The 20,754-nt window shown below is 73.9% G+C and carries 20 protein-coding genes; 12 read left to right on the top strand and 8 right to left on the bottom strand.

Features of this window, described 5'->3' with window-relative positions:
- Positions 1-24 precede the first annotated feature (24 nt).
- Positions 25-705 (bottom strand): TIGR03089 family protein, encoded by a 681-nt coding sequence (locus ABT006_RS05605; RefSeq protein WP_350703274.1) that lies wholly within the window; start codon positions 703-705, stop codon positions 25-27.
- A 149-nt stretch (positions 706-854) separates the two neighbouring features.
- Here ABT006_RS05605 and ABT006_RS05600 point away from each other — a divergent pair, with 149 nt between their 5' ends.
- Positions 855-2,000, top strand: a complete 1,146-nt coding sequence (locus ABT006_RS05600; protein ID WP_350703273.1) for a glycosyltransferase family 4 protein — start codon at positions 855-857, stop codon at positions 1,998-2,000.
- A 62-nt stretch (positions 2,001-2,062) separates the two neighbouring features.
- Positions 2,063-3,154 (top strand): mannose-1-phosphate guanylyltransferase, encoded by a 1,092-nt coding sequence (locus ABT006_RS05595; protein ID WP_350703271.1) that lies wholly within the window; start codon positions 2,063-2,065, stop codon positions 3,152-3,154.
- Here the strand turns inward: ABT006_RS05595 and ABT006_RS05590 are convergent.
- The gene (locus ABT006_RS05590; RefSeq protein ID WP_350703269.1) at positions 3,123-3,749 is read right to left on the bottom strand and encodes an NUDIX hydrolase; all 627 of its coding nucleotides are present in this window, start codon (positions 3,747-3,749) and stop codon (positions 3,123-3,125) included. The two genes, ABT006_RS05595 and ABT006_RS05590, sit on opposite strands and share 32 nt — an antisense overlap.
- Before the next feature lie 39 nt (positions 3,750-3,788).
- Between ABT006_RS05590 and ABT006_RS05585 the strand changes: the two genes are divergently transcribed.
- Positions 3,789-4,820, top strand: coding sequence for a hypothetical protein (locus ABT006_RS05585; RefSeq protein ID WP_350703267.1), 1,032 nt, complete (start codon positions 3,789-3,791; stop codon positions 4,818-4,820).
- A gap of 308 nt (positions 4,821-5,128) precedes the next feature.
- Positions 5,129-6,133: an ArsR/SmtB family transcription factor gene (locus tag ABT006_RS05580; protein ID WP_350703265.1), complete on the top strand. Its 1,005-nt coding sequence runs from the start codon at positions 5,129-5,131 to the stop codon at positions 6,131-6,133.
- Between the two features lie 84 nt (positions 6,134-6,217).
- Here ABT006_RS05580 and ABT006_RS05575 read toward each other — a convergent pair whose 3' ends face one another.
- Together ABT006_RS05575 and cofD are read right to left on the bottom strand one after the other, a co-directional pair.
- Complete coding sequence (locus ABT006_RS05575) at positions 6,218-7,306, bottom strand: coenzyme F420-0:L-glutamate ligase (protein ID WP_350703263.1); 1,089 nt, start codon at positions 7,304-7,306, stop codon at positions 6,218-6,220.
- The gene (gene cofD / locus ABT006_RS05570; protein ID WP_350703261.1) at positions 7,303-8,286 is read right to left on the bottom strand and encodes a 2-phospho-L-lactate transferase; all 984 of its coding nucleotides are present in this window, start codon (positions 8,284-8,286) and stop codon (positions 7,303-7,305) included. The genes ABT006_RS05575 and cofD overlap by 4 nt, the downstream gene beginning before the upstream one ends.
- A gap of 99 nt (positions 8,287-8,385) precedes the next feature.
- Here cofD and ABT006_RS05565 point away from each other — a divergent pair, with 99 nt between their 5' ends.
- The 4 genes from ABT006_RS05565 to ABT006_RS05550 all read left to right on the top strand — a co-directional run bounded on the left by ABT006_RS05565 (position 8,386) and on the right by ABT006_RS05550 (position 13,403).
- Positions 8,386-9,306, top strand: coding sequence for a hypothetical protein (locus tag ABT006_RS05565; protein ID WP_350703259.1), 921 nt, complete (start codon positions 8,386-8,388; stop codon positions 9,304-9,306).
- Between the two features lie 294 nt (positions 9,307-9,600).
- On the top strand, positions 9,601-12,108 hold the full coding sequence (locus ABT006_RS05560) for a bifunctional FO biosynthesis protein CofGH (RefSeq protein ID WP_350703257.1): 2,508 nt from the start codon (positions 9,601-9,603) through the stop codon (positions 12,106-12,108).
- Between the two features lie 11 nt (positions 12,109-12,119).
- Entirely contained in the window at positions 12,120-12,320 is a 201-nt protein-coding gene (locus ABT006_RS05555; RefSeq protein ID WP_502890855.1) for a DUF4331 family protein, read from the top strand.
- 825 nt (positions 12,321-13,145) lie between these two features.
- Positions 13,146-13,403, top strand: coding sequence for a WhiB family transcriptional regulator (locus tag ABT006_RS05550; RefSeq protein ID WP_007455784.1), 258 nt, complete (start codon positions 13,146-13,148; stop codon positions 13,401-13,403).
- An 86-nt stretch (positions 13,404-13,489) separates the two neighbouring features.
- Here the strand turns inward: ABT006_RS05550 and ABT006_RS05545 are convergent, their stop codons facing one another.
- A complete protein-coding gene (locus ABT006_RS05545; RefSeq protein ID WP_089001916.1) occupies positions 13,490-13,939 on the bottom strand; it encodes a metallopeptidase family protein in 450 nt (149 codons plus the stop codon).
- 155 nt (positions 13,940-14,094) lie between these two features.
- On the opposite strand from ABT006_RS05545, the gene ABT006_RS05540 reads away from it, so the two are divergent.
- A complete protein-coding gene (locus ABT006_RS05540) occupies positions 14,095-14,463 on the top strand; it encodes a DUF3499 domain-containing protein (RefSeq protein ID WP_350703254.1) in 369 nt (122 codons plus the stop codon).
- 135 nt (positions 14,464-14,598) lie between these two features.
- Here the strand turns inward: ABT006_RS05540 and ABT006_RS05535 are convergent, their stop codons facing one another.
- Together ABT006_RS05535 and ABT006_RS05530 are read right to left on the bottom strand one after the other, a co-directional pair.
- A complete protein-coding gene (locus ABT006_RS05535) occupies positions 14,599-15,975 on the bottom strand; it encodes an NAD(P)/FAD-dependent oxidoreductase (RefSeq protein WP_350703253.1) in 1,377 nt (458 codons plus the stop codon).
- 79 nt (positions 15,976-16,054) lie between these two features.
- Positions 16,055-17,401 (bottom strand): aspartate aminotransferase family protein, encoded by a 1,347-nt coding sequence (locus ABT006_RS05530; protein ID WP_350703251.1) that lies wholly within the window; start codon positions 17,399-17,401, stop codon positions 16,055-16,057.
- Between the two features lie 485 nt (positions 17,402-17,886).
- Here ABT006_RS05530 and ABT006_RS05525 point away from each other — a divergent pair, with 485 nt between their 5' ends.
- Positions 17,887-18,657 carry a Scr1 family TA system antitoxin-like transcriptional regulator gene (locus ABT006_RS05525; RefSeq protein WP_350703249.1) on the top strand — a complete coding sequence of 257 codons (771 nt, stop codon included), beginning with the start codon at positions 17,887-17,889 and terminating at the stop codon, positions 18,655-18,657.
- Positions 18,648-18,848, top strand: coding sequence for a DUF397 domain-containing protein (locus ABT006_RS05520; RefSeq protein WP_350703247.1), 201 nt, complete (start codon positions 18,648-18,650; stop codon positions 18,846-18,848). The genes ABT006_RS05525 and ABT006_RS05520 overlap by 10 nt, the downstream gene beginning before the upstream one ends.
- Here the strand turns inward: ABT006_RS05520 and ABT006_RS05515 are convergent, their stop codons facing one another.
- Positions 18,849-19,361, bottom strand: coding sequence for an Lrp/AsnC family transcriptional regulator (locus ABT006_RS05515; protein WP_350703245.1), 513 nt, complete (start codon positions 19,359-19,361; stop codon positions 18,849-18,851).
- Positions 19,362-19,566: 205 nt separating this feature from the next.
- Here ABT006_RS05515 and ABT006_RS05510 point away from each other — a divergent pair, with 205 nt between their 5' ends.
- Complete coding sequence (locus ABT006_RS05510; protein WP_350703243.1) at positions 19,567-20,751, top strand: polyamine ABC transporter substrate-binding protein; 1,185 nt, start codon at positions 19,567-19,569, stop codon at positions 20,749-20,751.
- Positions 20,752-20,754 lie beyond the last annotated feature (3 nt).

Below are 20,754 nucleotides of genomic sequence, written 5' to 3'. Positions count from 1 at the left end.
CCAGCGCCCCCGGCAGGGGCGGGGTCAGGCAAGGGCGCGGGTGACCTTCTCCGTGGTCGTGCGGGAGGCGACGCGGGACCGGTCGAGGTTGGCGCAGAGGACCGAGCTGGCACCGGCCGCCAGCGGGGCGAGCAGCCAGTCGACCGGGTCGGGGTGCGCCCCCGTGTCGACCAGGACGCGGTCGTCGCGGGCGATGCCCAGCTCGCCCGCGCGCCGCCGCGCGCGCTCCACCAGCTCCTCGCCGCCGCTGGCGTACGGGGTGAAGTGGTCCCCGTGCGCGCGCACCTCCAGGACGTAGTCGGCGAAGCCGGGCGGCACCTGCCGCATCGGCAGGGCGAACGGGTCGAGGGCGAGGACGTACCGCTCGCCGGCCGACCAGGTGTCCGCCTCGGCGAGCCGCGCGACGGCGGCGAAGAGCACCTCCACGTCGCCCGGCGTGTCGGCCACCCGCAGCCCGGCCGACCAGCATCCGAGCAGCACCGCCGCGGTCTGCCAGTGCGGCGGGAGCAGCACCCCGGCCGTGTCGCCGGGGCCCACGGCCACCTCGTCCACGAGCAGGTTGGCCGTCTTGGCCACCCAGTTCGCCAGCGTCGCGCCGGAGAGTTCGGTCCGCTCGCCGGTGGCGTCGTCGTACCAGGTCAGCAGCGGTCGGGTCGGGTCGGGCGCGATCGCGTCGGCGAACACCCGGGCAATGTTGTCGGCCATCGGCGCGAACGATACGCCCCCGCCGGCCGTACTCGAAGACAACGACAAGTCGGCGTACCGTCGGGTCGCAGTCAGCGTCCGACCCGGGCTCCGGCGTAGGCTTGCCCGGAGTGTTGTTCCCCACAGATCGCAGTGCAAGGAGTCGCCCCGTGACCGCCGGTCGCCCGCCCCGCGTGCTCATCGACGCCACGAGTGTCCCCGCCGACCGTGGCGGTGTCGGTCGATACGTCGACGGCCTGCTCGGCGCCCTCGGCAAGGTGTGCGGGTCGGGGGTGGAGCTGGCCGTGGTCAGCCTCCGCACCGACCTGGAGCGCTACACCCGGATGCTGCCCGGCGCGGAGATCATCCCCGCCCCGGCCGCCGTCGCGCACCGCCCCGCCCGGCTCGCCTGGGAGCAGACCGGCCTGCCGCTGCTCGCCCAGCAGGTTGGCGCGCAGGTGCTGCACTCGCCCTTCTACACCTGCCCGCTGCGCGCCGGCTGCCCGGTCACGGTGACCGTGCACGACGCGACGTTCTTCACCGAGCCGGAGCACTACGACAAGTCCCGGCGCACGTTCTTCCGCAGCGCCATCAAGACCTCCCTGCGCCGCGCCGACCGGGTGATCGTGCCGAGCAAGGCCACCCGCGACGAGCTGATCCGGCTGCTCGACGCCGACCCGACCCGGATCGACGTCGCCTACCACGGGGTCGACCACGCCGCCTTCCACGCGCCCAGCGAGGAGGAGAAGGCCCGGGTCCGCGCCCGGCTGGGGCTCGGGGACAGCAGCTACGTCGCCTTCCTCGGGGCCAAGGAGCCGCGCAAGAACGTGCCCAACCTGATCCGTGGCTGGGCCCGGGCGGTGGCCGACCGGGAGGACCCGCCGGCCCTGGTGGTCGCCGGCGGCCAGGGGCACGACGACGACATCGACCGCGCGGTGGCGGAGGTGCCGTCGCACCTGCGGCTGCTGCGCCCGGGTTACCTGCGCTACGCGGACCTGCCCGGCTTCCTCGGCGGGGCGCTGGTGGCCGCCTACCCGTCCTACGGGGAGGGTTTCGGCCTGCCGATCCTGGAGGCGATGGCGTGCGCCGCGCCGGTGCTCACCACGCCCCGGCTGTCGCTGCCGGAGGTGGGCGGCGACGCGGTGGCGTACACCAGCGAGGCCCCCGACCAGATCGCCGCCGACCTGGCGGCGCTGCTCGACGACGAGCAGCGGCGGTTGTCCCTGGCCAAGGCCGGTTTCGACCGGGCCAAGGAGTTCACCTGGGAGTCCAGCGCCGAGGTGCACATCGCCGCCTGGAGCCGGGCGCGTGCCTGACCCCGGAGCGGCGGGGTGGCAACCCGGCGTCCGGTCGGGCCCGGTTCGGGCATGATGTGCTGATGCTCTACGCCGTCATCCCGGCGGGTGGCAGCGGCACGAGGTTGTGGCCGCTGTCCCGTGCCGGCCACCCCAAGTTCCTCCACCCGCTGACCGGTTCCGCCGTCTCGCTGCTCCAGGCCACGGTCGAGCGGCTGGGCCCGCTGACCACCGCCGAGCGCACACTGGTGGTCACCGGGACCGCGCACGTCGCGGCGGTGGCGCGCCAGCTCACCGGGCTGCCGGAGGAGAACATCCTGGTCGAGCCGTCGCCCCGGGACTCCTGCGCGGCGATCGCCCTGGCCGCCGCCGTCATCGCGCGGCGCGACCCGGAGGCGGTGATGGGCTCCTTCGCGGCCGACCACCTGATCGGCGACCCGGAGCGGTGGCGGGAGGTCGTCCGGGAGGCGGTACGCGGCGCCGAGCAGGGCCTGCTGATGACGGTGGGCATCACCCCGACGCGGGCCGAGACCGGCTACGGCTACCTCCAGACCGGCGACCCGGTCGACGACGGCCCGCTGCGCCCGGTCGCCGAGTTCAAGGAGAAGCCGAGCGCCGAGGTGGCGGAGGCGTACCTGCGCTCCGGGCGGCACCTCTGGAACGCCAGCATGTTCGTCTGGCGGGTCGACGTGTTCCTCGCCGAGCTGGCCCGCCAGCAGCCCGCCCTGCACGCCGGGATCGTCGCGATCGCCGAGGCGTGGGGCACCGAGGGGCAGGACGACGTGCTCGGCACGGTCTGGCCGACGCTGCCGAAGATCTCCGTCGACTACGCGGTGATGGAGGGCGCGGCGACCGCCGGGCGGGTGGCCACGGTGCCGGGCGACTTCGGCTGGAACGACGTCGGCGACTTCCACACGCTGGGCGAGGTGCTGCCGGCCGACCCGGACGGCAACGTGGTGCTCGGCGGCGACGCCAAGCCGGGGGTGCTGCTGCGGGACACCTCCGGGCTGGTGGTGGTGCCGCACTCCGGGCGGCTGGTGGCCACCGTCGGAGTGCACGACCTGATCGTCGTCGACACCCCGGACGCGCTGCTGGTCTGCCCGCGCGACCGGGCGCAGGACGTCAAGAAGATCGTCGACGAGCTCAAGGAGCGGGGCGAAGAGGGGCTCGTGTGAGCGTCGCCAGGGCCGGGGCGACCAGTTTCGCCGTCCCGCCGGCCAGCGGCTCCGGCAGGTGGTCCGGCGGGAACCAGGCCAGCGCCTCGGACTCGTCGCTGACCCGTTCCGTCGCGGCGGGCGGGGCGAGGACGGCGAACCGGACGTCGTAGTGCAGGGAGCCGCCCTGGCAGTTCACCGGGTGGATGTCCACGTCGATCGGGACCGGGTCGATCCGCAGGCCCGCGATCCCGGACTCCTCGCCGGCCTCGCGCAGGGCGGCGCCGGCGAGGGTCCGGTCGGCCGGCTCGCAGTGCCCACCGAGCTGCACCCACTTCCGGAACTTGCCGTGCAGGCAGAGCAGCACCCGCGAGCCGGTGGCGTCGAGCACCAGCGCGCTCGCCGTGACGTGCCCGGCCCGGTGCGCCCGGCTCATCGCCACCGGCCCGGCGGCCAGCAGCCGTACGGTGCGGTCCCGGGCCTCGGCGGCGGCCGGGCCGGTCGGCTCCCAGCGCTCCAGCGTGGCGACGGCGTCGGCGTGCAGCGCCGCGTACGCCTCGGCGTCCGTCGGCGGCGACGTCCGGGGGTCGGCGGCGGCGGTGGGGGATTCGGGCATGGCGACACTGTACGAGCCGGCGCTTCGTACCCTGGCCAGGTGACCCTGCGACTGCTGGAATTCGTCGTGGCCGGCAACGAGGCCAGCGACCTGCTGCCGGTGCGCTCCGTGGCGTTGCTGCGCGCGCACGGCGCCCGGCGCGGCTTCTGGACGGTGCTCGACGAGGGGCCGGTGGAGCGCTGCCTGGCCCTGCTGCTGGAGCGCGACGACGGCGAGTGGGTCGCCCAACACGTGACCGCCGACGCCGGGGCCGAGAACGGCCGGACGGAGGACGGCGAGGCCCTGGCCCACCACGACGGCTGGGTCTACGTCTTCGGCTCGCACTTCGGCTCGAAGGGCGGCCCGCTGCGCCCGCGACGCGCCTTCGTGGCCCGGTTCCGGGAGGACGACGCGGCGGGTGGCGCGCTGCCGGTGCAGGTGGTGCGCAACCGGTTCCGGCTGCACCGGGCGGTCAACGACGCGCTGCTCAAGGCGCCGTTCACCCCGCTGCCGCCGGGCGCGCGGGTGCGGGCCCGGTTCATCGGGGAGACCGTCGCGCGCGGCACCGCCCGGTCGAAGGGCTGGGTCAGCCGACTCGTCCCCGACGACCTGCCGCTGAACGTCGAGGCTGCCGCCTTCACGCCGACCGGCAGCGTCCTGATCGGACTCCGCTTCCCGGTCACGGCCGACGGCGAGCCGATCCTGGTCGAGCTGACCGGCGTGCCGGGCATGTTCGACCCCGTGCCGGCCTGGCCGGAGGCCGTGGGCGCGTACGTGTTGACCGGGGTGACCCCGCCCGGCGCGCTCGCCGGATTCCGGGCGATCGCCCCCACCGACGACGGCTACGCGGCGGTCGTCGGGTCCATCGACGCGCTCGGCAAGGGCTCGGTGCTGCTCGACGAACACCCGACCGGCGGCGACGTCACCTCCCGGCACGTCCGGTTCCCGCCGCCCGGCGACGGGCATCTGGTCCCCGGCGAGCTGGTGGCCGACCTGGCGCCGTTCCACCACGTGGAGGGGCTGGCCGAGCTGGACGGGCGCAGCTTCTACGTCACCGACGAGGACCACCGCGTGGCGCTCTGGGTGGGGTGAACGGGCGGGCGCCGGCCGACGCGGGGAGCCACGGCGGGCCGGCGGCCGGGCGGCACCTCTGCGGAGCAGACCCCGCAGACCCTCGTGGTGCCGCCCGGCCCCGGCCCTCCCCGTCCCCCAGGGCGCCCCGGTCCGCGAGCGCGTCGCCGACGCGCCCGTCCCCGTGTGCGGGCAGTGGAAGCATGCCCAACCGCCACCATGGACGTCGAGGTTTTTCAGCTCAGGCTTAAAGACGGAGATAAGTGCCGCCCGGGTAGGCTGCAACGGTCACCCGGCATCCCCCCGGCCGGGCGACACGGGAGCACTCCATGCTGAAGATCTATTTCTCCGCCGAGGACATCCTCCGGACCCGGGTGGCTCCGGCTGCGGACCCGGTGTGGGAACTGGTCCTCAGTCTGCACCTGCTGCCGGGCCGCGGCCGGGACCCGCTGCTGGCGGGCTGGCGGCGCAGCGTGACCCGGGCACTGCGCCAGGGCGTCGGGTCCCCCGGCCTGAGGCTCCTCCTGTCGCTCAATCCGCCCCGCGGCTACTTCCCCGACTTCCTCACCCCCTACCAGAGCGTGTCCGGGTTCGAGGCCGGCATGGAGGCGGTCCGGAGCACTCCGGTGTCGCTGCTGCAACGCGACCTGTCGCTGCTCGCCACCGGCCACACCCTGCCGGCCGGCGCCGCCGCGGTGGCCCGGGGCGAGCCGGGCACGCTGCGCGACCTGACCGGCGCGATGGCGCAGTACCGCGACCTGGCGATCGACCCGTACTGGGCCCGGATCCAGGCGGCCGTGGAGGCCGACCGGTCCCGGCGGGCCCGGGCGCTGCTCGACGGCGGGGTGGAGGGGCTGCTGGCCAGCCTGCGGCCCGCCATGCACTGGGAGTCCGGGGTGCTCCAGGTCCGCGGCTACCCGCACAGCCGCGAGCTGCACCTGGACGGGCGCGGCCTGCTGCTGGTGCCTTCGTTCTTCTGCGCGCCCACCCCGGTGGCCCTGCTCGACCCGGCGCTGCCCCCGGTCCTGGTCTACCCGGTGGACCGGCTGGGCGGGCTGCTGCCGGCGCCCGCCGAGGGCGCCGGCCCGGGCACGCCGGACACCGGACGGGAGGCGCTGGCCGCGCTGCTCGGCCGCACCCGGGCCGCCGTGCTGGCGGTCAGCGACGACGGCTGCACCACCGGGGAGGTGGCCCGCCGGCTGAACATCTCACCGGCCGCCGCCAGCCAGCACACCACCGTGCTGCGCAATGCCGGCCTGCTGGTCAGCCACCGCGACCGCAACACCGTCCTGCACACCCTCACCCCGCTGGGGCGGGCGATGCTCAACTCCTGAGCGCCGAGCCCGCTCCCGCACCCCGCCCCGTCCACCTTGCGCCCGCCGCGCGGGCGGGGCGGGAAACCGGGGGCGGGAGGCCCGTCAGAGGGCCAGGCAGGCGGCGGCGGGGGCGCCGGCGGGCGGGGGGAGCGGCAGCGAGGCGACGCCCTCCGCCGCCAGGGCGGCGCGCAGGCGGTGCAGGTCGGCGCCGAAGCGGACCAGCTCGGCCGGGCCGGCCGGGGTGGCCGGGGAGCCGAGCACCAGCGCCGTCGCCTCCGCCGGCCAGCCGGGCACGGCGGTGACCATCCCGGCGCGTACGGACTCGTCGGTGACCAGGGTGAACTCCGTGCCGGGCGCGACCACGCCGGCGACCGCGGCGATCGCCCGCCGCACCGCGTCCCGGTCGGGCGGGGTCGGATTGGGGGCGTCCGGCAGGGTGGCGGCGGCGGCCAGCCCGGCCGCCTTCGCCTCGGCGGTGCCCAGCGAGAAGAGGTCCATCGCGGCGTCCCGGACCAGCGTCGCCGCGCCGGCGCCGTCGTCCGGCCGGGGCGCGGTGAGGTAGCCGCGCACCACGGCGACCGGCACCTGGTCGCACTTGCCCTTGATCAGCTCGCCCGCGCCGGCCAGCTCGTCCACGACCGCCATCTGGGTGAGCTGGAGTTCGTTGCCGTACGGGTCGACCTCGCCCCGGTGGTCGCGGATCGCGTCCATGCCGGCGACGCCGAGCGCCACGTCGGTGAGCCCGTTGCGCCAGGGCCGGCCCATCGTGTCGGTGATGATCACCGCGACGTCGACGTGGTGGCGGTCGCGCAGGGCGGCGCGCAGCGCCCGGGCCGAGGCGTCCGGGTCCGCCGGGAGCAGCACCAGCCGGGTCTTGTCGACGTTCGAGGCGTCGATCCCGGCCGAGGCCATCACGAAGCCGTGGTGGGTCTGCACGATCCGGGTCGCGCCCCGGGTCGCCACCACCCGCGCCGTCTCGGCGGCCAGCACCTCGTCCCGCGCGGCGAGCCGCTCCGGCCCGTCCGCCGGGACGTCCACCAGCCGCCCCTCCGACTTCGAGACGATCTTGCTGGTCACCACCAGCACGTCGCCGTCGCGCAGCCACGGCGCGGCGTTCGCGATCAGGGCGGCCAGGTCGTCGCCCTCGGACACGTGACCGATGCCCGGCACCGGCAGGATCTCCAGCCTCATGTCAGCTCCAGCGCGGCGCGGACCATGGCCGCCGTCGCCGTCTCGTCGGTCATCAGCAGCGGCACCGCGCGCACCGTCACCTCCGGCACCACGACGCCGGCGTCCTCCTCGGCGACCAGCCAGCCGTCGAGCAGCCCGCCGGCCGCCCGGCCGCCGTAGAGGCGGCCCACCCCGGCCGCGCTGCACTCGACCCCGAGCACCTCCAGGCAGCGGTCCGCCATGCCGCGTACCGGCGCGCCGCCGATGATCGGTGAGACGCCGACCACCGGGGCGGGGCCGTCGGCGACCGCCTCGCGCAGCCCGGGCACGGCCAGGATCGGGGCGATGCTCACCACGGGGTTGCTCGGCGCGATCAGCACCACGTCGGCCCCGGCGATCGCCGCGACGACGCCGGGCGCCGGCTTCGCCGTCTCCGCGCCGACGAAGACGAACCGGTGGGTGGGGACGTTTCCGCGGTGGCGCACCCACCACTCCTGGAAGTGGATCGCCCGTTGGCCGCCGTCGGGCCCGTCCGCGCCGGACTCGCCCGCGACCGCCGGCCCGCTCACCACCACGTGCGTCTCCAGGCGGTCGTCGGTCGCCGGCAGCAGGCGTACGCCGGGCTGCCAGCGGGTGGCGAGCGCCTCGGTGACCGCGTGGAGCGGGTAGCCGGCGTTGAGCATGGTCGTGCGCACCAGGTGGGTGGCGACGTCCCGGTCGCCGAGCCCGAACCAGGTCGGCTCGGCGCCGTACGCGGCCAGTTCCTGCTTGACCGTCCAGCTCTCGTCGACGCGGCCCCAGCCGCGCTCGGGGTCGGCGCCGCCGCCCAGCGTGTACATGACGCTGTCGAGGTCGGGGCAGACCTTGAGCCCGTGCAGGAACAGGTCGTCGCCGACGTTGACCACGGCGGTCACCTCGGCGCCGACCTCGCGGGCGTACGCCCGGACGCCGAGCAGGAAGCGGGCGCCCCCGATGCCGCCCGTCAGAACCACGATGCGCATGCCGAACATCCTCGCGCACGAGCCGCCTCGGATCCGTCGCTGGCCCGGGAGACTAGGCTCACGTCGGCAACTGTCCGCTTTCGCCCCGAGGGGGATCCCGTGACCAGCCCCGCCGAGCCCGCGTCCACCGACGCGACGCAGGCCAGCCAACTGACCAAGCCGCTGCGGGAACTCGCCGCGCTCGTGCTCCTCGGTGCGAACGCCGTGTTCCTCTTCGTCGGCCTGATCCGGTTGCTGACGCCGGCCGAGTACGTACCCTTCGCGGGCCGGGCGGGCAACGCCTTCCCCGCCTTCGTCGGCATCGAGACGGTGGCCCTGCCGCTGCTGGCCGTGCTGCTCGCCACGCACGTGCGCCCCCCGGCGCCGAAGGCGAAACTGATCACCCAGGTCGCCCTCGGTGAGTACGCGTTCAGCGCGCTGTTCGGCGTGCTGACCTTCCTGGTCTGGACGCTCGAACTGCTGTCCCAGGGCGAGGTCCTCGACGCCTTCCTCGGCCTGCTGTCCCGGGTGGCCTGGCTGGGGCTCCTCGCGCTCGCCGCGTTCGTCGTCTTCAAGATCTGGCGCACCCTGTACTACGTCCCGAAGCCGAAGGCCCAGCCCGGCGTGTACGGCCAGCCGCAGCCCGGTTGGCCGCAGCAGCAGGGCGGCTACCCGGCCCCGGGTCAGCCGGGCCAGCCTGGCCAGCAGATCCCCGGTCAGCCGGGCGCCTGGCCGGCCCCCGGCCCGTACGGCGCCCCGTACGGCCAGCAGCCGGCGCCGTTCGGTGGCCCGCAGGCGACCCCGCCGTTCAACCCGGTGCCGCAGCCGGGCCCGCCGGCCGCCACCGCGCCGCAGTCGGCGCCCCCGTTCGGGCCGTCGCCGACCGCCCCGCCGTTCGGGCCGCCGGCCTCGGCCGAACCGACCCAGGCGATCCCGCGCCAGTCCGTCGAGCCCACCCAGTCGATTCCGCGCCCCACGGACGGGGAGCCGGAGCACACCCAGCGCATCAACCCGGGCGACACCCCCGACGCCCCGCGCTGACCGGGCGGCACCACCGCATCCGAGCGCCCCGCACGACCCCGTGCGGGGCGCTCGCGTTTTCCCCGGACGCCCGGCCCCCAGCCCCCGGCCCCTGCGTCCGGTGCCCGCCTCCGGTGCCCGGTGCCCAGCGTCCGGCCCCCGGCCCCCGGCGTCCGGTGCCCGGCCCCCGGCGTCCGGCGTCCGGCTGGGCGGTCGGTTCGGGGCCGGCCCGGGGCGGGGCGAGGGGTGAGTGCCCATGTTCACGGTGTGGGCCGGGCGGGCGGGATGCGGCCGGCGAGCGCCTAGGCTGGGCGGATGGTTGATCGCATCGAGCCCGGCCCGAGTGACGCGAGCGTGCGGCGGGCGCTGCGCCGGGCGGCGACCGGGCGGGCGCTCGACGTCGACGAGGCCACCGCGCTGCTGAGCGCCCGGGGCGACGCGCTGGACGAACTGCTCGACGTCGCCGGCGCGGTCCGCGACGCCGGGCTGCGCGAGGCCGGGCGGCCGGGCGTGGTGACGTACTCGAAGAAGGTCTTCATCCCCCTCACCCGGCTGTGCCGGGACCGCTGCCACTACTGCACGTTCGCCACCGTGCCGCACCGCCTGCCGGCGGCGTTCCTCGACCGCGACGAGGTCCTCGCCATCGCGCGGGCGGGCGCGGCCCAGGGCTGCAAGGAGGCCCTGTTCACGCTCGGCGACCGGCCGGAGGAGCGCTGGCCGGCGGCCCGGCAGTGGCTGGACGAGCGCGGCTACGACTCCACCCTGGACTACCTGCGCGCCAGCGCGGTGGCGGTGCTGGAGGAGACCGGGCTGCTGCCCCACCTGAACCCGGGCGTGCTGTCCTGGTCGGAGTTGCAGCGGCTGAAGCCCGTCGCGCCCAGCATGGGGATGATGCTGGAGACCACGGCGACCCGGCTCTGGTCGGAGCCGGGCGGCCCGCACTTCGGCTCGCCGGACAAGGAGCCGGCGGTCCGGCTCCGGGTGCTCGACGACGCGGGCCGGGTCGGGGTGCCGTTCACCACCGGCATCCTGATCGGCATCGGCGAGACCCCCGCCGAGCGGGTCCACGCGATCTTCGCCATCCGGCGCGCCAACCGGGAGTACGGCCACCTCCAGGAGGTGATCGTGCAGAACTTCCGCGCCAAGCCGGACACGGCGATGCGCGGGATGCCCGACGCGGAGCTGCACGACCTGGCCGCCACGGTGGCGGTGACCCGGGTGCTGCTCGGGCCGAAGGCCCGCATCCAGGCCCCGCCGAACCTCATCGAGGGCGAGTACGACCTGCTGCTGCGGGCCGGCATCGACGACTGGGGCGGAGTCTCCCCGCTGACCCCGGACCACGTCAACCCCGAGCGTCCCTGGCCCCACCTGGACGAGCTGGCCCGGCAGACGGAGAAGGCCGGGTTCACCCTGCGCGAGCGGCTGACGATCTACCCCGAGTACGTGCGGGCCGGCGACCCGTGGCTCGACCCGCGCCTGCTGCCGCACGTCGGCGCGCTGGCCGACCCGGCGACCGGGTTGGCCGTCGAGGAGGCGCGGCCGGTGGGCCGGCCCTGGCAGGAGCCCGACGAGACGTACGGCGGCCGGACCGACCTGCACGCCACCATCGACACCACCGGGCGCACCGGCGACCGGCGCGGCGACTTCGACCACGTCTACGGCGACTGGTCGGAGGTGGCCGGCAAGGTCACCGCCGGGGGCGGGGGCGGGACCGACCGCGACCTGCGGGCCGGGCTGCGGCTGGCCGCCGACGACCCGGCGGCGCTGCTCGACCCACGGCACGCCGACGCCGCGCTGGCGCTGTTCGCCGCCGACGGGCCGGCGCTCGACGAGCTGTGCCGGCTCGCCGACGACGCCCGTCGGGCGGCAGTCGGCGACGACGTGACGTACGTGGTCAACCGCAACATCAACTTCAGCAACGTCTGCTACGTCGGGTGCCGGTTCTGCGCCTTCGCCCAGCGGGAGCGGGACGCCGACGCGTACCGGCTCTCGGTGGAGCAGGTCGCCGACCGGGCCGAGGAGGCGTGGGCGGCCGGCGCCAGCGAGGTCTGCCTCCAGGGCGGCATCGACCCGAAGCTGCCGGTGACCGTCTACGCCGACCTGGTCCGGGCGATCAAGGCGCGGGTGCCGGGGATGCACGTGCACGCATTCTCGCCGATGGAGATCGTCACCGCCGCCGCCAAGGCCGGCGTGTCCGTGCGGGAGTGGCTGACGGGGCTGCGCGACGCCGGGCTGGACACCATCCCGGGGACCGCCGCCGAGATCCTCGACGACGACGTGCGCTGGGTGCTCACGAAGGGCAAGTTGCCGGCCGCCGCCTGGGTCGAGGTGGTCGGCACGGCCCACGAGCTGGGCATCCGGTCCAGCTCCACGATGATGTACGGCCACGTGGACCACCCCGCGCAGTGGCTCGCGCACTTCCGGGTGCTGGCCGGGTTGCAGGACCGCACCGGCGGCTTCACCGAGTTCGTGGCGCTGCCGTTCGTGCACACCAACGCGCCGATCTACCTGGCCGGCATCGCCCGCCCCGGGCCGACCTGGCGGGAGAACCGGGTGGTGCACGCGATGGCCCGGCTGCTGCTGCACGGCCGGATCGACAACATCCAGTGCTCCTGGGTGAAGCTCGGCGACGAGGGCACGGCGGCGATGCTGCGGGGCGGCTGCAACGACCTCGGCGGCACGCTGATGGAGGAGACGATCTCCCGGATGGCCGGTTCCGGCAACGGTTCGGCGCGTACCGAGGAGCAGTTGATCGCCATCGCGGCGGCCGCCGGACGCCCGGCCCGCAAGCGCACGACCGCGTACGGCAGCCCTCGGCCGTAGGGCCTTCCCTGTTGCCGGCCGGGCGCGGGTTCCCGGGCGCCCGGCCGAGCCTCGATCCATTTCGCACGGTTGGCTTCTTCGAGTTCGGCGACGACGTGCGATACGGGATCCATATCGACAACGACGGTGACGGGCGGCCCGACGTCACCTACCGGTTCGAATTCACCACCGGGATCACGAATCCGAACGGCTTTCTCTGCCGCCGGGGCTGAGCGCCGCCGACGTGACGACGCCGTTCCTCCCCGGCTTGCCCCAAGCGGGTACGCCGGTTCACCAACCCGCCGGCGTCGTCCTCGATCTCGGCGGCGACATCGGCGCCCTGATCATCTCCCCGGGACGAAACCCGCACGGCCGGGAGATCGAGGTGAGCCGGGACGACGAGCCTCGGCGCCCGGGAGCGCCGGGTGCGGGACGGGGCGTTCCACAGTGCCGTACGCCCGGAGCCGCCCGCCGGCGTCCGTACCGTCTGGTGGGACGATCGGCCGCCGGCCGGCCGGGTCGGCGTCGCCGCCGGCGTGATCGCCGGGTTCACGTGGCCGACCAGCGTTCCTCCGGTCTCCGACCGAGCCGGCCGGCGCCGCCCGCGGCAGCGCTCCGTCCACATTGTGGAAGTGATGCCGTCGGTCGTTTCCGGCTCGACGGGCGGCCGACGCGAACTCGGGTTAACCTTGTCCCCCACCAAGATCAACGATGTGGTGGGTGGTCTTTCGGGGGTCTCCATCGGCCTGTCCGGTCGGGCCGGCGGGGAAGCGCCACGGGAGAAAACTCGGGCAACTCGCCGGAGAGGGCGTTACTCGGCCGGGGTCTGAATCGATAGGGCAGGTTGCGAGGCCGGGCGGCCGGGTGGTCGTCCGGAGTGTTGTCGGGAGGGCGACTCCATTATCAAGTTCGGCTTGACGGCGCACGCATTACACGCGTGTAATTTGAATGGGGTTGTTCGCACGGTACGCAACAAATCGGGACCGGACGGACACGCGCGCCTTTCGCGTGGGGGGTTGCAGCGGCGATGACGCCGGTGCGCGACAAGGAGGCATTTGATGGACGGCCAGCTTGAGGTGGCCGACCTGCTCGGAAACGCGCCGGAGTGGCAGGAGCGGGCGCTCTGCTCGCAGACCGATCCGGAGGCGTTCTTCCCCGAGAAGGGCGGCTCGACCCGCGAGGCGAAGCGGATCTGCTCGCGCTGCGAGGTCAAGACGGAATGCCTCGAATACGCTCTCGGGCACGACGAGCGGTTCGGGATCTGGGGTGGGCTCTCGGAGCGGGAGCGGCGCAAGCTCAAGCGGCGGGCCGCCTGAGCGTTGCCGGGCCGGGGCGGTGGGGGCCGCCCGGCTCAGGCGCAGTCCAACCGGTCGCCGTTCGCGGCGGCATCCGGCGGGGCGGCTCAGGCCAGCTCGTCCGGATCGACCCCGAGCAGGTTGGCCACCTGCTCGATGATCACGTCGTGCACGAGATCCGCGAGATCCTCGCGGTCCATGGCGCGGAACTCCAGCGGCCGGCGGTAGAGCACGATCCGCGGGGGCACCTCCTGCCGGCCCGGCCGGCCGGGCAGCAGCCGGGCGAGCGGCACCTCGCCGTCCTCCAGCACGTCGGAGTCGTAGACGTTCAGGTCCGGCGGGACGTCCTCCACCGCGAACTCGACCCCGGCCAGTTCCTTGGCGAACCGCCGTTCCAGGGTCTCGACGGTGTCCAGCACGAGGTCGTCGAAGATCTCCGCCTTCGTCCGCGCCAGCGGCACCGTCGCCGGCACCAGCCGCCCGCGCAGGCCGCGCCCGTGCCGGTCACGGTGGGCGCGCCGGCCGGGACCGGGGCGGCGGTGTTCCGGGCTCGTCATGAGGGACAGGTTAGCTCCCGTACCGACCTGGCCTGCGGCAGCGCGGCGGGTGTGGCGCGGCGCGGGTCGCGTCGGACCGAATTGTGATCACCGTGACGGGCGTGTCGCAACGCGAAGCAGTGCGCTGGACCCGGTAATGGGGATACCCTGCCGCCGTGAGGTCACCACGGCGCTGCTCCCGTAACGGCTGCCCCCGGCAAGCGGTCGCCACGCTGACCTATGTCTACAACGAGTCGACAGCCGTGGTGGGGCCGCTGGCCGCCTTCGCCGAGCCACACACCTACGACCTCTGCGAGCCGCACGCCCGCAGCCTGACCGCGCCACGCGGTTGGGACGTGGTCCGGCACGAGGGCGAGTTCGAGCCCCCGCCGCCCACCACCGACGACCTGGTCGCGCTCGCCGAGGCCGTCCGCGAGGCCGCCCGCCCGGTGGCCCCCCGCCCACCAGAGGGCGACGAGAGCCTCAACACGGCCCCCCAGACGGGCCGCCGCGGCCACCTCCGCGTCATCCCCCCCACCCACTAACCCCTCCCGGCCCCCCGGGCCCCGCCTCCGCGCGTTGATCATGAAGTTGTTGACACGAGCTTCGGGGGCGTGTCGCGGCAACAACCTCATGATCAACGGGTTCAGGGTGGGGTTGGGCGGGGGCAGGGGGTGGGGTTAGTGGGATAGGAGGCGGGTGAGGAGGGTGGCGCGGCGGGAGGGGCGGTCCGTGCGGTTCTCCGCCGCGTCGGCGGAGACCATCAGCCGCAGGGCCGCGTTCACGGCCAGCCAGCGCAGCGGCTCCGGCTCCCACTTCGGGGAGCGGTGGTTCACCCAGGGCAGGGCGGTCAGGTCCGTCCGTTCGCCCCGGATCAGGTCGGCCAGGGTCCGACCGGCGAGGTTGCTGCTGCCCACGCCGTCGCCGACGTAGCCGCCGGCCCAGGCCAGCCCGTCGGCCCGGTCGAAACCGACCGAGGCCGCCCAGTCCCGGGCCACCCCGAGCGGGCCGCCCCAGGTGTGGGTCACCGGCACGTCCGGGCCGAGCACCGGGAACAGTTCGCCGAGCGTACGGCGCAGTGCCGCGAAGACCGCCGGCTCCCGGTCGTGGCCGGGCAAGACCCGGGAACCGAAGTGGTAGGGCGCGCCCCGGCCGCCGAAGGCGAGCCGGCCGTCGGCGGTGCGCTGGCCGTAGACGATGACGTGCCGGTGGTCGGAGAAGGTCTCCCGCTCGGCGAGGCCGATCCGCGCCCAGGTCGCGGCGGGCAGCGGCGCGGTGGCGACCATCAGCGAGTAGACCGGCGCGACGGTGCGGCGCTGCCCCGGCAGGCCGGGCGTGTAGCCCTCGGTGGCCCGTACCACCACCGGCGCGCGCACCGTGCCGGCCGGGGTCACCGCCGCACCGGGCCGGATCCGGGTCACCCGCGTGCCCTCGTGGATCGTCACCCCTCGGCGCTCCACCGCCCGGGCCAGCCCGCGCGCCAGCCGGGCCGGGTGCACCGCCGCGCAGTGCGGGGTGTACGTGCCGCCGCGTACCCCCTCGGCGACGCAGCGGGCGGTGGCCTCGTCGGCGTCGAGCAGCGCCAGGTCCTCCGGCCCGAGCCCGTACGCCCGTGCCTCGGCGACGGCCGCGCGCGCCCGGTCGAGCTGGGGGGTGGTGCGGGCGAGCACCACCGTCCCGCCGTACGCCCAGTCGCAGTCGATGCCCTCGGCCGCGACGACCCGGCCGACCTCGGCGACGGTGGCGTGCATGGCGCGCTGCATGGCGATGGCGGCGTCCCGCCCGTGCCGGCGGGCCAGCGCGGGCAGCGAGGTGGGGAACAGTGCCGAGCACCAGCCCCCGTTGCGGCCGGACGCGCCGTAGCCGGCGACCTCTGCCTCCAGCACGGTGATCCGCAGCGTCGGGTCGGCGACGGCGAGGTAGTACGCCGTCCAGAGCCCGGTGTAGCCGGCCCCGACGATCACCACGTCCGCGTCGGCGTCGCCGGTCAGCGGCGGGCGCGGGGTCAGCGGCTCGTCCACGGTGGACAGCCAGTACGACAGGTCCTGGTAGCGCATCGGCCGCTCCGGGTGCGGAAACGGCCGGGTCGACCACGCGCCGCGGGGCGCGCGGCCGGCCCGGCCGGGTGGACGAGGGTTAGAGGCGCGCCCACGCCTCGGTGAGCACGGCGCGCAGGATCTGCTCGATCTCGTCGAACTGCTGCTGCTCGGCGATCAGCGGCGGCGCGAGCTGCACGACGGGGTCGCCCCGGTCGTCGGCGCGGCAGTAGAGCCCGGCGGAGAACAGCGCGGTGGAGAGGAAACCGCGCAGCAGCCGCTCGGACTCGGCCTCGTCGAAGGTCGCCCGGGTGGTCTTGTCCTTGACCAGCTCGATGCCGTAGAAATAGCCGTCGCCGCGCACGTCGCCGACGATCGGCAGGTCGTGCAGCTTCTCCAGGGTGGCGCGGAAGGCCGCCTCGTTGGCCCGGACGTGGCCGACCAGGTCCTCGCGGGCGAAGACCTCCAGGTTGGCGAGGGCCACCGCGCAGGAGACGGGGTGGCCGCCGAAGGTCACGCCGTGGGCGAACATGCCGGTCTCGGTCAGGAACGGCTCCATCAGCCGGTCGCTGGCGATCATCGCGCCGAGCGGGGCGTAGCCGGAGGTGATGCCCTTGGCGGTGGTGATGATGTCGGGCTGGTAGCCGTACCGGACGGCGCCGAAGTATTCGCCGAGCCGGCCCCAGGAGCAGATCACCTCGTCGGAGACGAGCAGCACGTCGTACGCGTCGCAGATCTCCCGGACCCGCTCGAAGTAGCCGGGCGGCGGCGGGAAGCAGCCGCCGGAGTTCTGCACCGGCTCCAGGAACACGGCGGCGACCGTGTCCGGCCCCTCCCGCTCGATGGCCCGGCCGATCTCCTCGGCGGCCCATCGGCCGAACGCCTCCGGGGAGTCGCCGTGCTCGGGGGCGCGGTAGAAGTTGGTGTTCGGCACCTTGATGCCGCCGGGGACCAGCGGCTCGAAGTCGCTCTTGATGCCGGGCAGGCCGGTGATCGACAGCGCGCCCATCGAGGTGCCGTGGTAGGCGATGTAGCGGCTGACCACCTTGTGCTTGTTCGGCCTGCCGGTGCGCTTGAAGTAGGCGCGGGCGAGCTTCCACGCCGCCTCGACCGCCTCGGAGCCGCCGGTGGTGAAGAAGACCCGGTTCAGGTCTCCGGGGGTGAGCGTGGCGATCCGCTCGGCCAGCTCGACGGCCTTCGGGTGGGCGTACGACCAGAGCGGGAAGTAGGCCAGCTCGCCCGCCTGTTTGGCGGCGGCCTCGGCCAGCTCGGTGCGCCCGTGGCCGGCGTTGACGACGAAGAGCCCCGCGAGGCCGTCCAGGTAGCGGCGGCCCTGGGCATCCCAGACGTACGCGCCCTCGCCGCGCACGATGGTCGGCACCTCGCCGGCGGAGTAGCTCGCCATCCGGGTGAAGTGCATCCAGAGGTGGTCGGTGGCGTCGGCCATGTCAGCCCCATCGGGTCTCGGGCCGGTCAGGGGTGACACCGGCCGCTCTGCCCACGGTTATCCCACAGTCCGGCGGCCAAAAGCAAGTGGGATCGGTGGTGTGTGGTCGATATGGCAACGGAATCAGCGAGTGGCCGCAGCGTGAACGACGGAATCCGTATCGCGAGGGTTGTGAGGTGAGCGGTCGGTGGGATCGCGTTGGACGGACGCTGTCGAGCTGCCCCGTCGGTGAGACCGCGTCGAGCTGCCCGTCGGTATGGCCGCGTCGAGCTGCCCCGTCGGTGTGGCCGCGTCGAGGGGGATCGCGGTGAGGTCGCGTCGAGGGCGTCGCGTTCGGGACACCTTCGGGGCACTTCGGCCGCGCTCGTGGCGCACCTGAGGTGGGCGGAACACATCCCACCGCGACACGCCGGTAGGCGGCGGACGCCGGCACTGAGCGTGGCTATCGTGCGCCGGAGCGTGAACCCGCGTGGAGGGAGGGTCCGATGGCCAACGAGGCGCTGCGGGTGGCGATGGCCGCCAAGGGGGAGACCGTCGAGTCGCTGGCGGAGAAGGTGCGCGTTGATCCGAAGACGGCGGGCCGGTGGCTCACGTCCGGCCGGATCCCGCACCCTAGGACCCGGCTGGCGGTGGCCGAGGTGCTCGACCGCGACGCCGCCGAACTGTGGCCCGATCCGTTCCGCCGCCGCGACCTGCCCTGGTTCCGCCCCTGGGCCGAGCTGGAACAGGACGCCACCTCGATCCGGTCCTACGAGCCGCTGCTGGTGCCGGGCCTGTTGCAGAGTGAGGGGTACGCCCGCGCGGTGCTGGGGACCGGCGGCCTGCTCCCGGCCGCCGAGGTGGACCAGATCGTGGCCGCTCGGCTGGAGCGTCAGGAGATCCTCTGTCGGGAGGAGTCTCCGCAGCTCGTCGTCGTGATCGACGAGGTGGTGCTTCGCCGGCCGGTCGGCGACCAGGCGGTGATGGCCGAGCAACTGACCCATCTCGCTGCGATGGCGCAGCGGGAGCACGTGCAGATCCGGGTGATCCCGGCCGAGAGCCCGTGGCACACGGGGTTGGCCGGGCCGTTCGTGCTGGCCCGACTCCGGGACGGAGCTGAAGTGGCCTATCTGGACAATCAGCTCCGTGGTCAGATGGTGACCGACGGCATCGATATTGCTAGCCTGGGTCGGAGGTGGGAGAGCGTCACCGGCGAGGCGCTTCCCTGCCGCCGGTCGATCGCACTGATCCGAGAGGTGGCGCAGACATGGACCTGACGGAAGCCCGCTGGCGCACCGCCACCCGCAGCAGCAACAACGGCGGCAACTGCGTCGAGGTGGCCGACAACCTGCCCGGCCGGGTGCTGGTCCGGGACAGCAAGGACCGTGCCGGCGGCACCCTCAGCTTCGCGCCCGACGTCTGGCGGGCGTTCGTCGCGTCGGTCGGGCGTGACCGGGGCGCGCGCTGATCAGGCGGTGCCCCAGGTGTACGTCTGCTTGCGCAGCTTGAGATAGACGAACGCCTCGGTGGAGAGCACGCCCTCGACCGACCGCAGCCGCTGGAGGATCTCCAGCAGGTGGTCGTCGTTGCGGCAGACCACCTCGGTCAGCAGGTCGAACGAGCCCGCCGTGATCACCACGTAGTCGACCTCGTCCAGTTCGGCGAGGCGGTCGGCCACGGCCTCCAGGTCGCCGTTCGTACGCAGGCCGATCATGGCCTGGCGGGGGAATCCGAGCTGGAGCGGGTCGGTCACCGCGACGATCTGCATCACCCCGGCGTCGAGCAGCCGCTGCACCCGCTGGCGCACCGCCGCCTCCGACAGCCCGACCGCCTTGCCGATGGTCGCGTACGGTCGGCGGCCGTCCTCCTGGAGCTGCTCGATGATCTGCTTCGCCACGTCGTCGAGCAGTGCGTGGCTGGCCCCCTCGCGGACGGTGACCCTGCGTCCGCCGTTGCCGTTGTCGTGCTGCCGGTTCGTCATCGACCGCTCCCCATGTCCGTGCCCGGGCTGAGCCTAGTGCCCCCGGGCAGTCTGGCGTATTTCGTCGTGCAGAGCTATTCCGGCAACGGAATCCCTTGTAAGGAAGGTCACCTCATGTCAGGATCAGTCGTCCACCGCACCTGACCCTCCCGCCGGCGCGCCACCCCCGTTCCCGCCGCCGACGATGACCCCTAGGAGTCGTCACATGCGTACTCCCTTTCGGCCCCTCACCCGGCGTGGACTCCTGACCGGCACCCTCGGCTCGGCCGCGCTGCTCGCCGCCGGCGGCTCGCTGGCCGGCTGCGGCACCAAGGCCGCCACCCAGACGGAGGCCGGCTGCGTCAGCGAGGACCTGTCCGCCACCGAGAAGAAGCTGGCCTTCTCCAACTGGCCGCAGTACATGGACGTGGACGAGAAGGACGAGTCCAAGCGGCCGACCCTCGACGCGTTCGTCGCCCAGAGCGGCATCCAGGTCGCCTACACCGAGGACGTCAACGACAACAACGAGTTCTTCGGCAAGGTGCAGAACCAGCTCGCGGGCTGTCAGGGCACCGGCCGGGACGTCATGGTCCTCACCGACTGGATGGCGGCGCGCATGATCCGCCTCGGCTGGGTCCAGAAGCTCGACAAGTCGAAGCTGCCCAACGTCGAGGCCAACCTGCTGCCGTCGCTGCGCAACCGGTCCTTCGACCCCGAGAACCAGCTCGCCATCCCGTGGCAGTCCGGCCTGGCCGGGCTGGCCTACAACGGCAAGGTGACCAAGGAGATCCGGACGGTCGACGAGCTGCTCACCCGCCCCGACCTCAAGGGCAAGGTGACGGCGTTGTCCGAGATGCGCGACACCATGGGCCTGCTGCTCCAGTCGAACGGCCACGACCCGGCGAACTTCACCGGCCCGCAGTTCGACGACGCGCTCAACAAGCTCAAGAAGGCCGTCGACTCCGGCCAGATCCGCCGGTTCACCGGCAACGACTACGCGCCGGACCTCGCCAAGGGCGACATCGCCGCGTGCATCGGCTGGTCCGGCGACGTCATCCAGCTCGGCTTCGAGGACGACAAGGTCAAGTTCGTGGTGCCCGAGTCGGGCGTGATGCTCTGGTCGGACAACGTCCTCGTGCCGAACAAGGCCACCCACAAGGGCAACGCCGAGCAGATCATCAACTACTACTACGACCCGGCGGTCGCCGCGAAGCTCGCCGCGTTCGTGAACTACATCTGCCCGGTCCAGGGCGCCAAGGCCGAGATGGAGAAGATCGACCCCGAGCTGGCCGCCAACCCGCTGATCTTCCCCGACGACACCATGCTGTCGAAGTCCAAGGTCTTCATGGCGCTGGACGAGAAGCAGGAACGCGAGTACGAGAGCAAGTTCCAGCAGGTCATTGGGGCGTGAGCG

It is taken from the genome of Micromonospora sp. NPDC002717, from assembly GCF_040295705.1.
In the GTDB taxonomy this organism is placed as follows: domain Bacteria; phylum Actinomycetota; class Actinomycetes; order Mycobacteriales; family Micromonosporaceae; genus Micromonospora.
The sequence above is the reverse complement of the archived record's forward strand: the minus strand, read 5'-3'. Positions and strand labels throughout refer to the sequence as shown.

Coding starts and splice junctions, on each gene's coding strand:
- ABT006_RS05550 (WP_007455784.1), top strand. CDS start 13,146: ATGGACGGCCAGCTTGAGGTGGCCGACCTGCTCGGAAACGCGCCGGAG.
- ABT006_RS05605 (WP_350703274.1), bottom strand. CDS start 705: ATGGCCGACAACATTGCCCGGGTGTTCGCCGACGCGATCGCGCCCGAC.
- ABT006_RS05580 (WP_350703265.1), top strand. CDS start 5,129: ATGCTGAAGATCTATTTCTCCGCCGAGGACATCCTCCGGACCCGGGTG.
- ABT006_RS05545 (WP_089001916.1), bottom strand. CDS start 13,939: ATGACGAGCCCGGAACACCGCCGCCCCGGTCCCGGCCGGCGCGCCCAC.
- ABT006_RS05595 (WP_350703271.1), top strand. CDS start 2,063: ATGCTCTACGCCGTCATCCCGGCGGGTGGCAGCGGCACGAGGTTGTGG.
- ABT006_RS05560 (WP_350703257.1), top strand. CDS start 9,601: ATGGTTGATCGCATCGAGCCCGGCCCGAGTGACGCGAGCGTGCGGCGG.
- ABT006_RS05535 (WP_350703253.1), bottom strand. CDS start 15,975: ATGCGCTACCAGGACCTGTCGTACTGGCTGTCCACCGTGGACGAGCCG.
- ABT006_RS05520 (WP_350703247.1), top strand. CDS start 18,648: ATGGACCTGACGGAAGCCCGCTGGCGCACCGCCACCCGCAGCAGCAAC.
- ABT006_RS05510 (WP_350703243.1), top strand. CDS start 19,567: ATGCGTACTCCCTTTCGGCCCCTCACCCGGCGTGGACTCCTGACCGGC.
- ABT006_RS05525 (WP_350703249.1), top strand. CDS start 17,887: ATGGCCAACGAGGCGCTGCGGGTGGCGATGGCCGCCAAGGGGGAGACC.
- ABT006_RS05515 (WP_350703245.1), bottom strand. CDS start 19,361: ATGACGAACCGGCAGCACGACAACGGCAACGGCGGACGCAGGGTCACC.
- ABT006_RS05575 (WP_350703263.1), bottom strand. CDS start 7,306: ATGAGGCTGGAGATCCTGCCGGTGCCGGGCATCGGTCACGTGTCCGAG.
- cofD (WP_350703261.1), bottom strand. CDS start 8,286: ATGCGCATCGTGGTTCTGACGGGCGGCATCGGGGGCGCCCGCTTCCTG.
- ABT006_RS05590 (WP_350703269.1), bottom strand. CDS start 3,749: ATGCCCGAATCCCCCACCGCCGCCGCCGACCCCCGGACGTCGCCGCCG.
- ABT006_RS05530 (WP_350703251.1), bottom strand. CDS start 17,401: ATGGCCGACGCCACCGACCACCTCTGGATGCACTTCACCCGGATGGCG.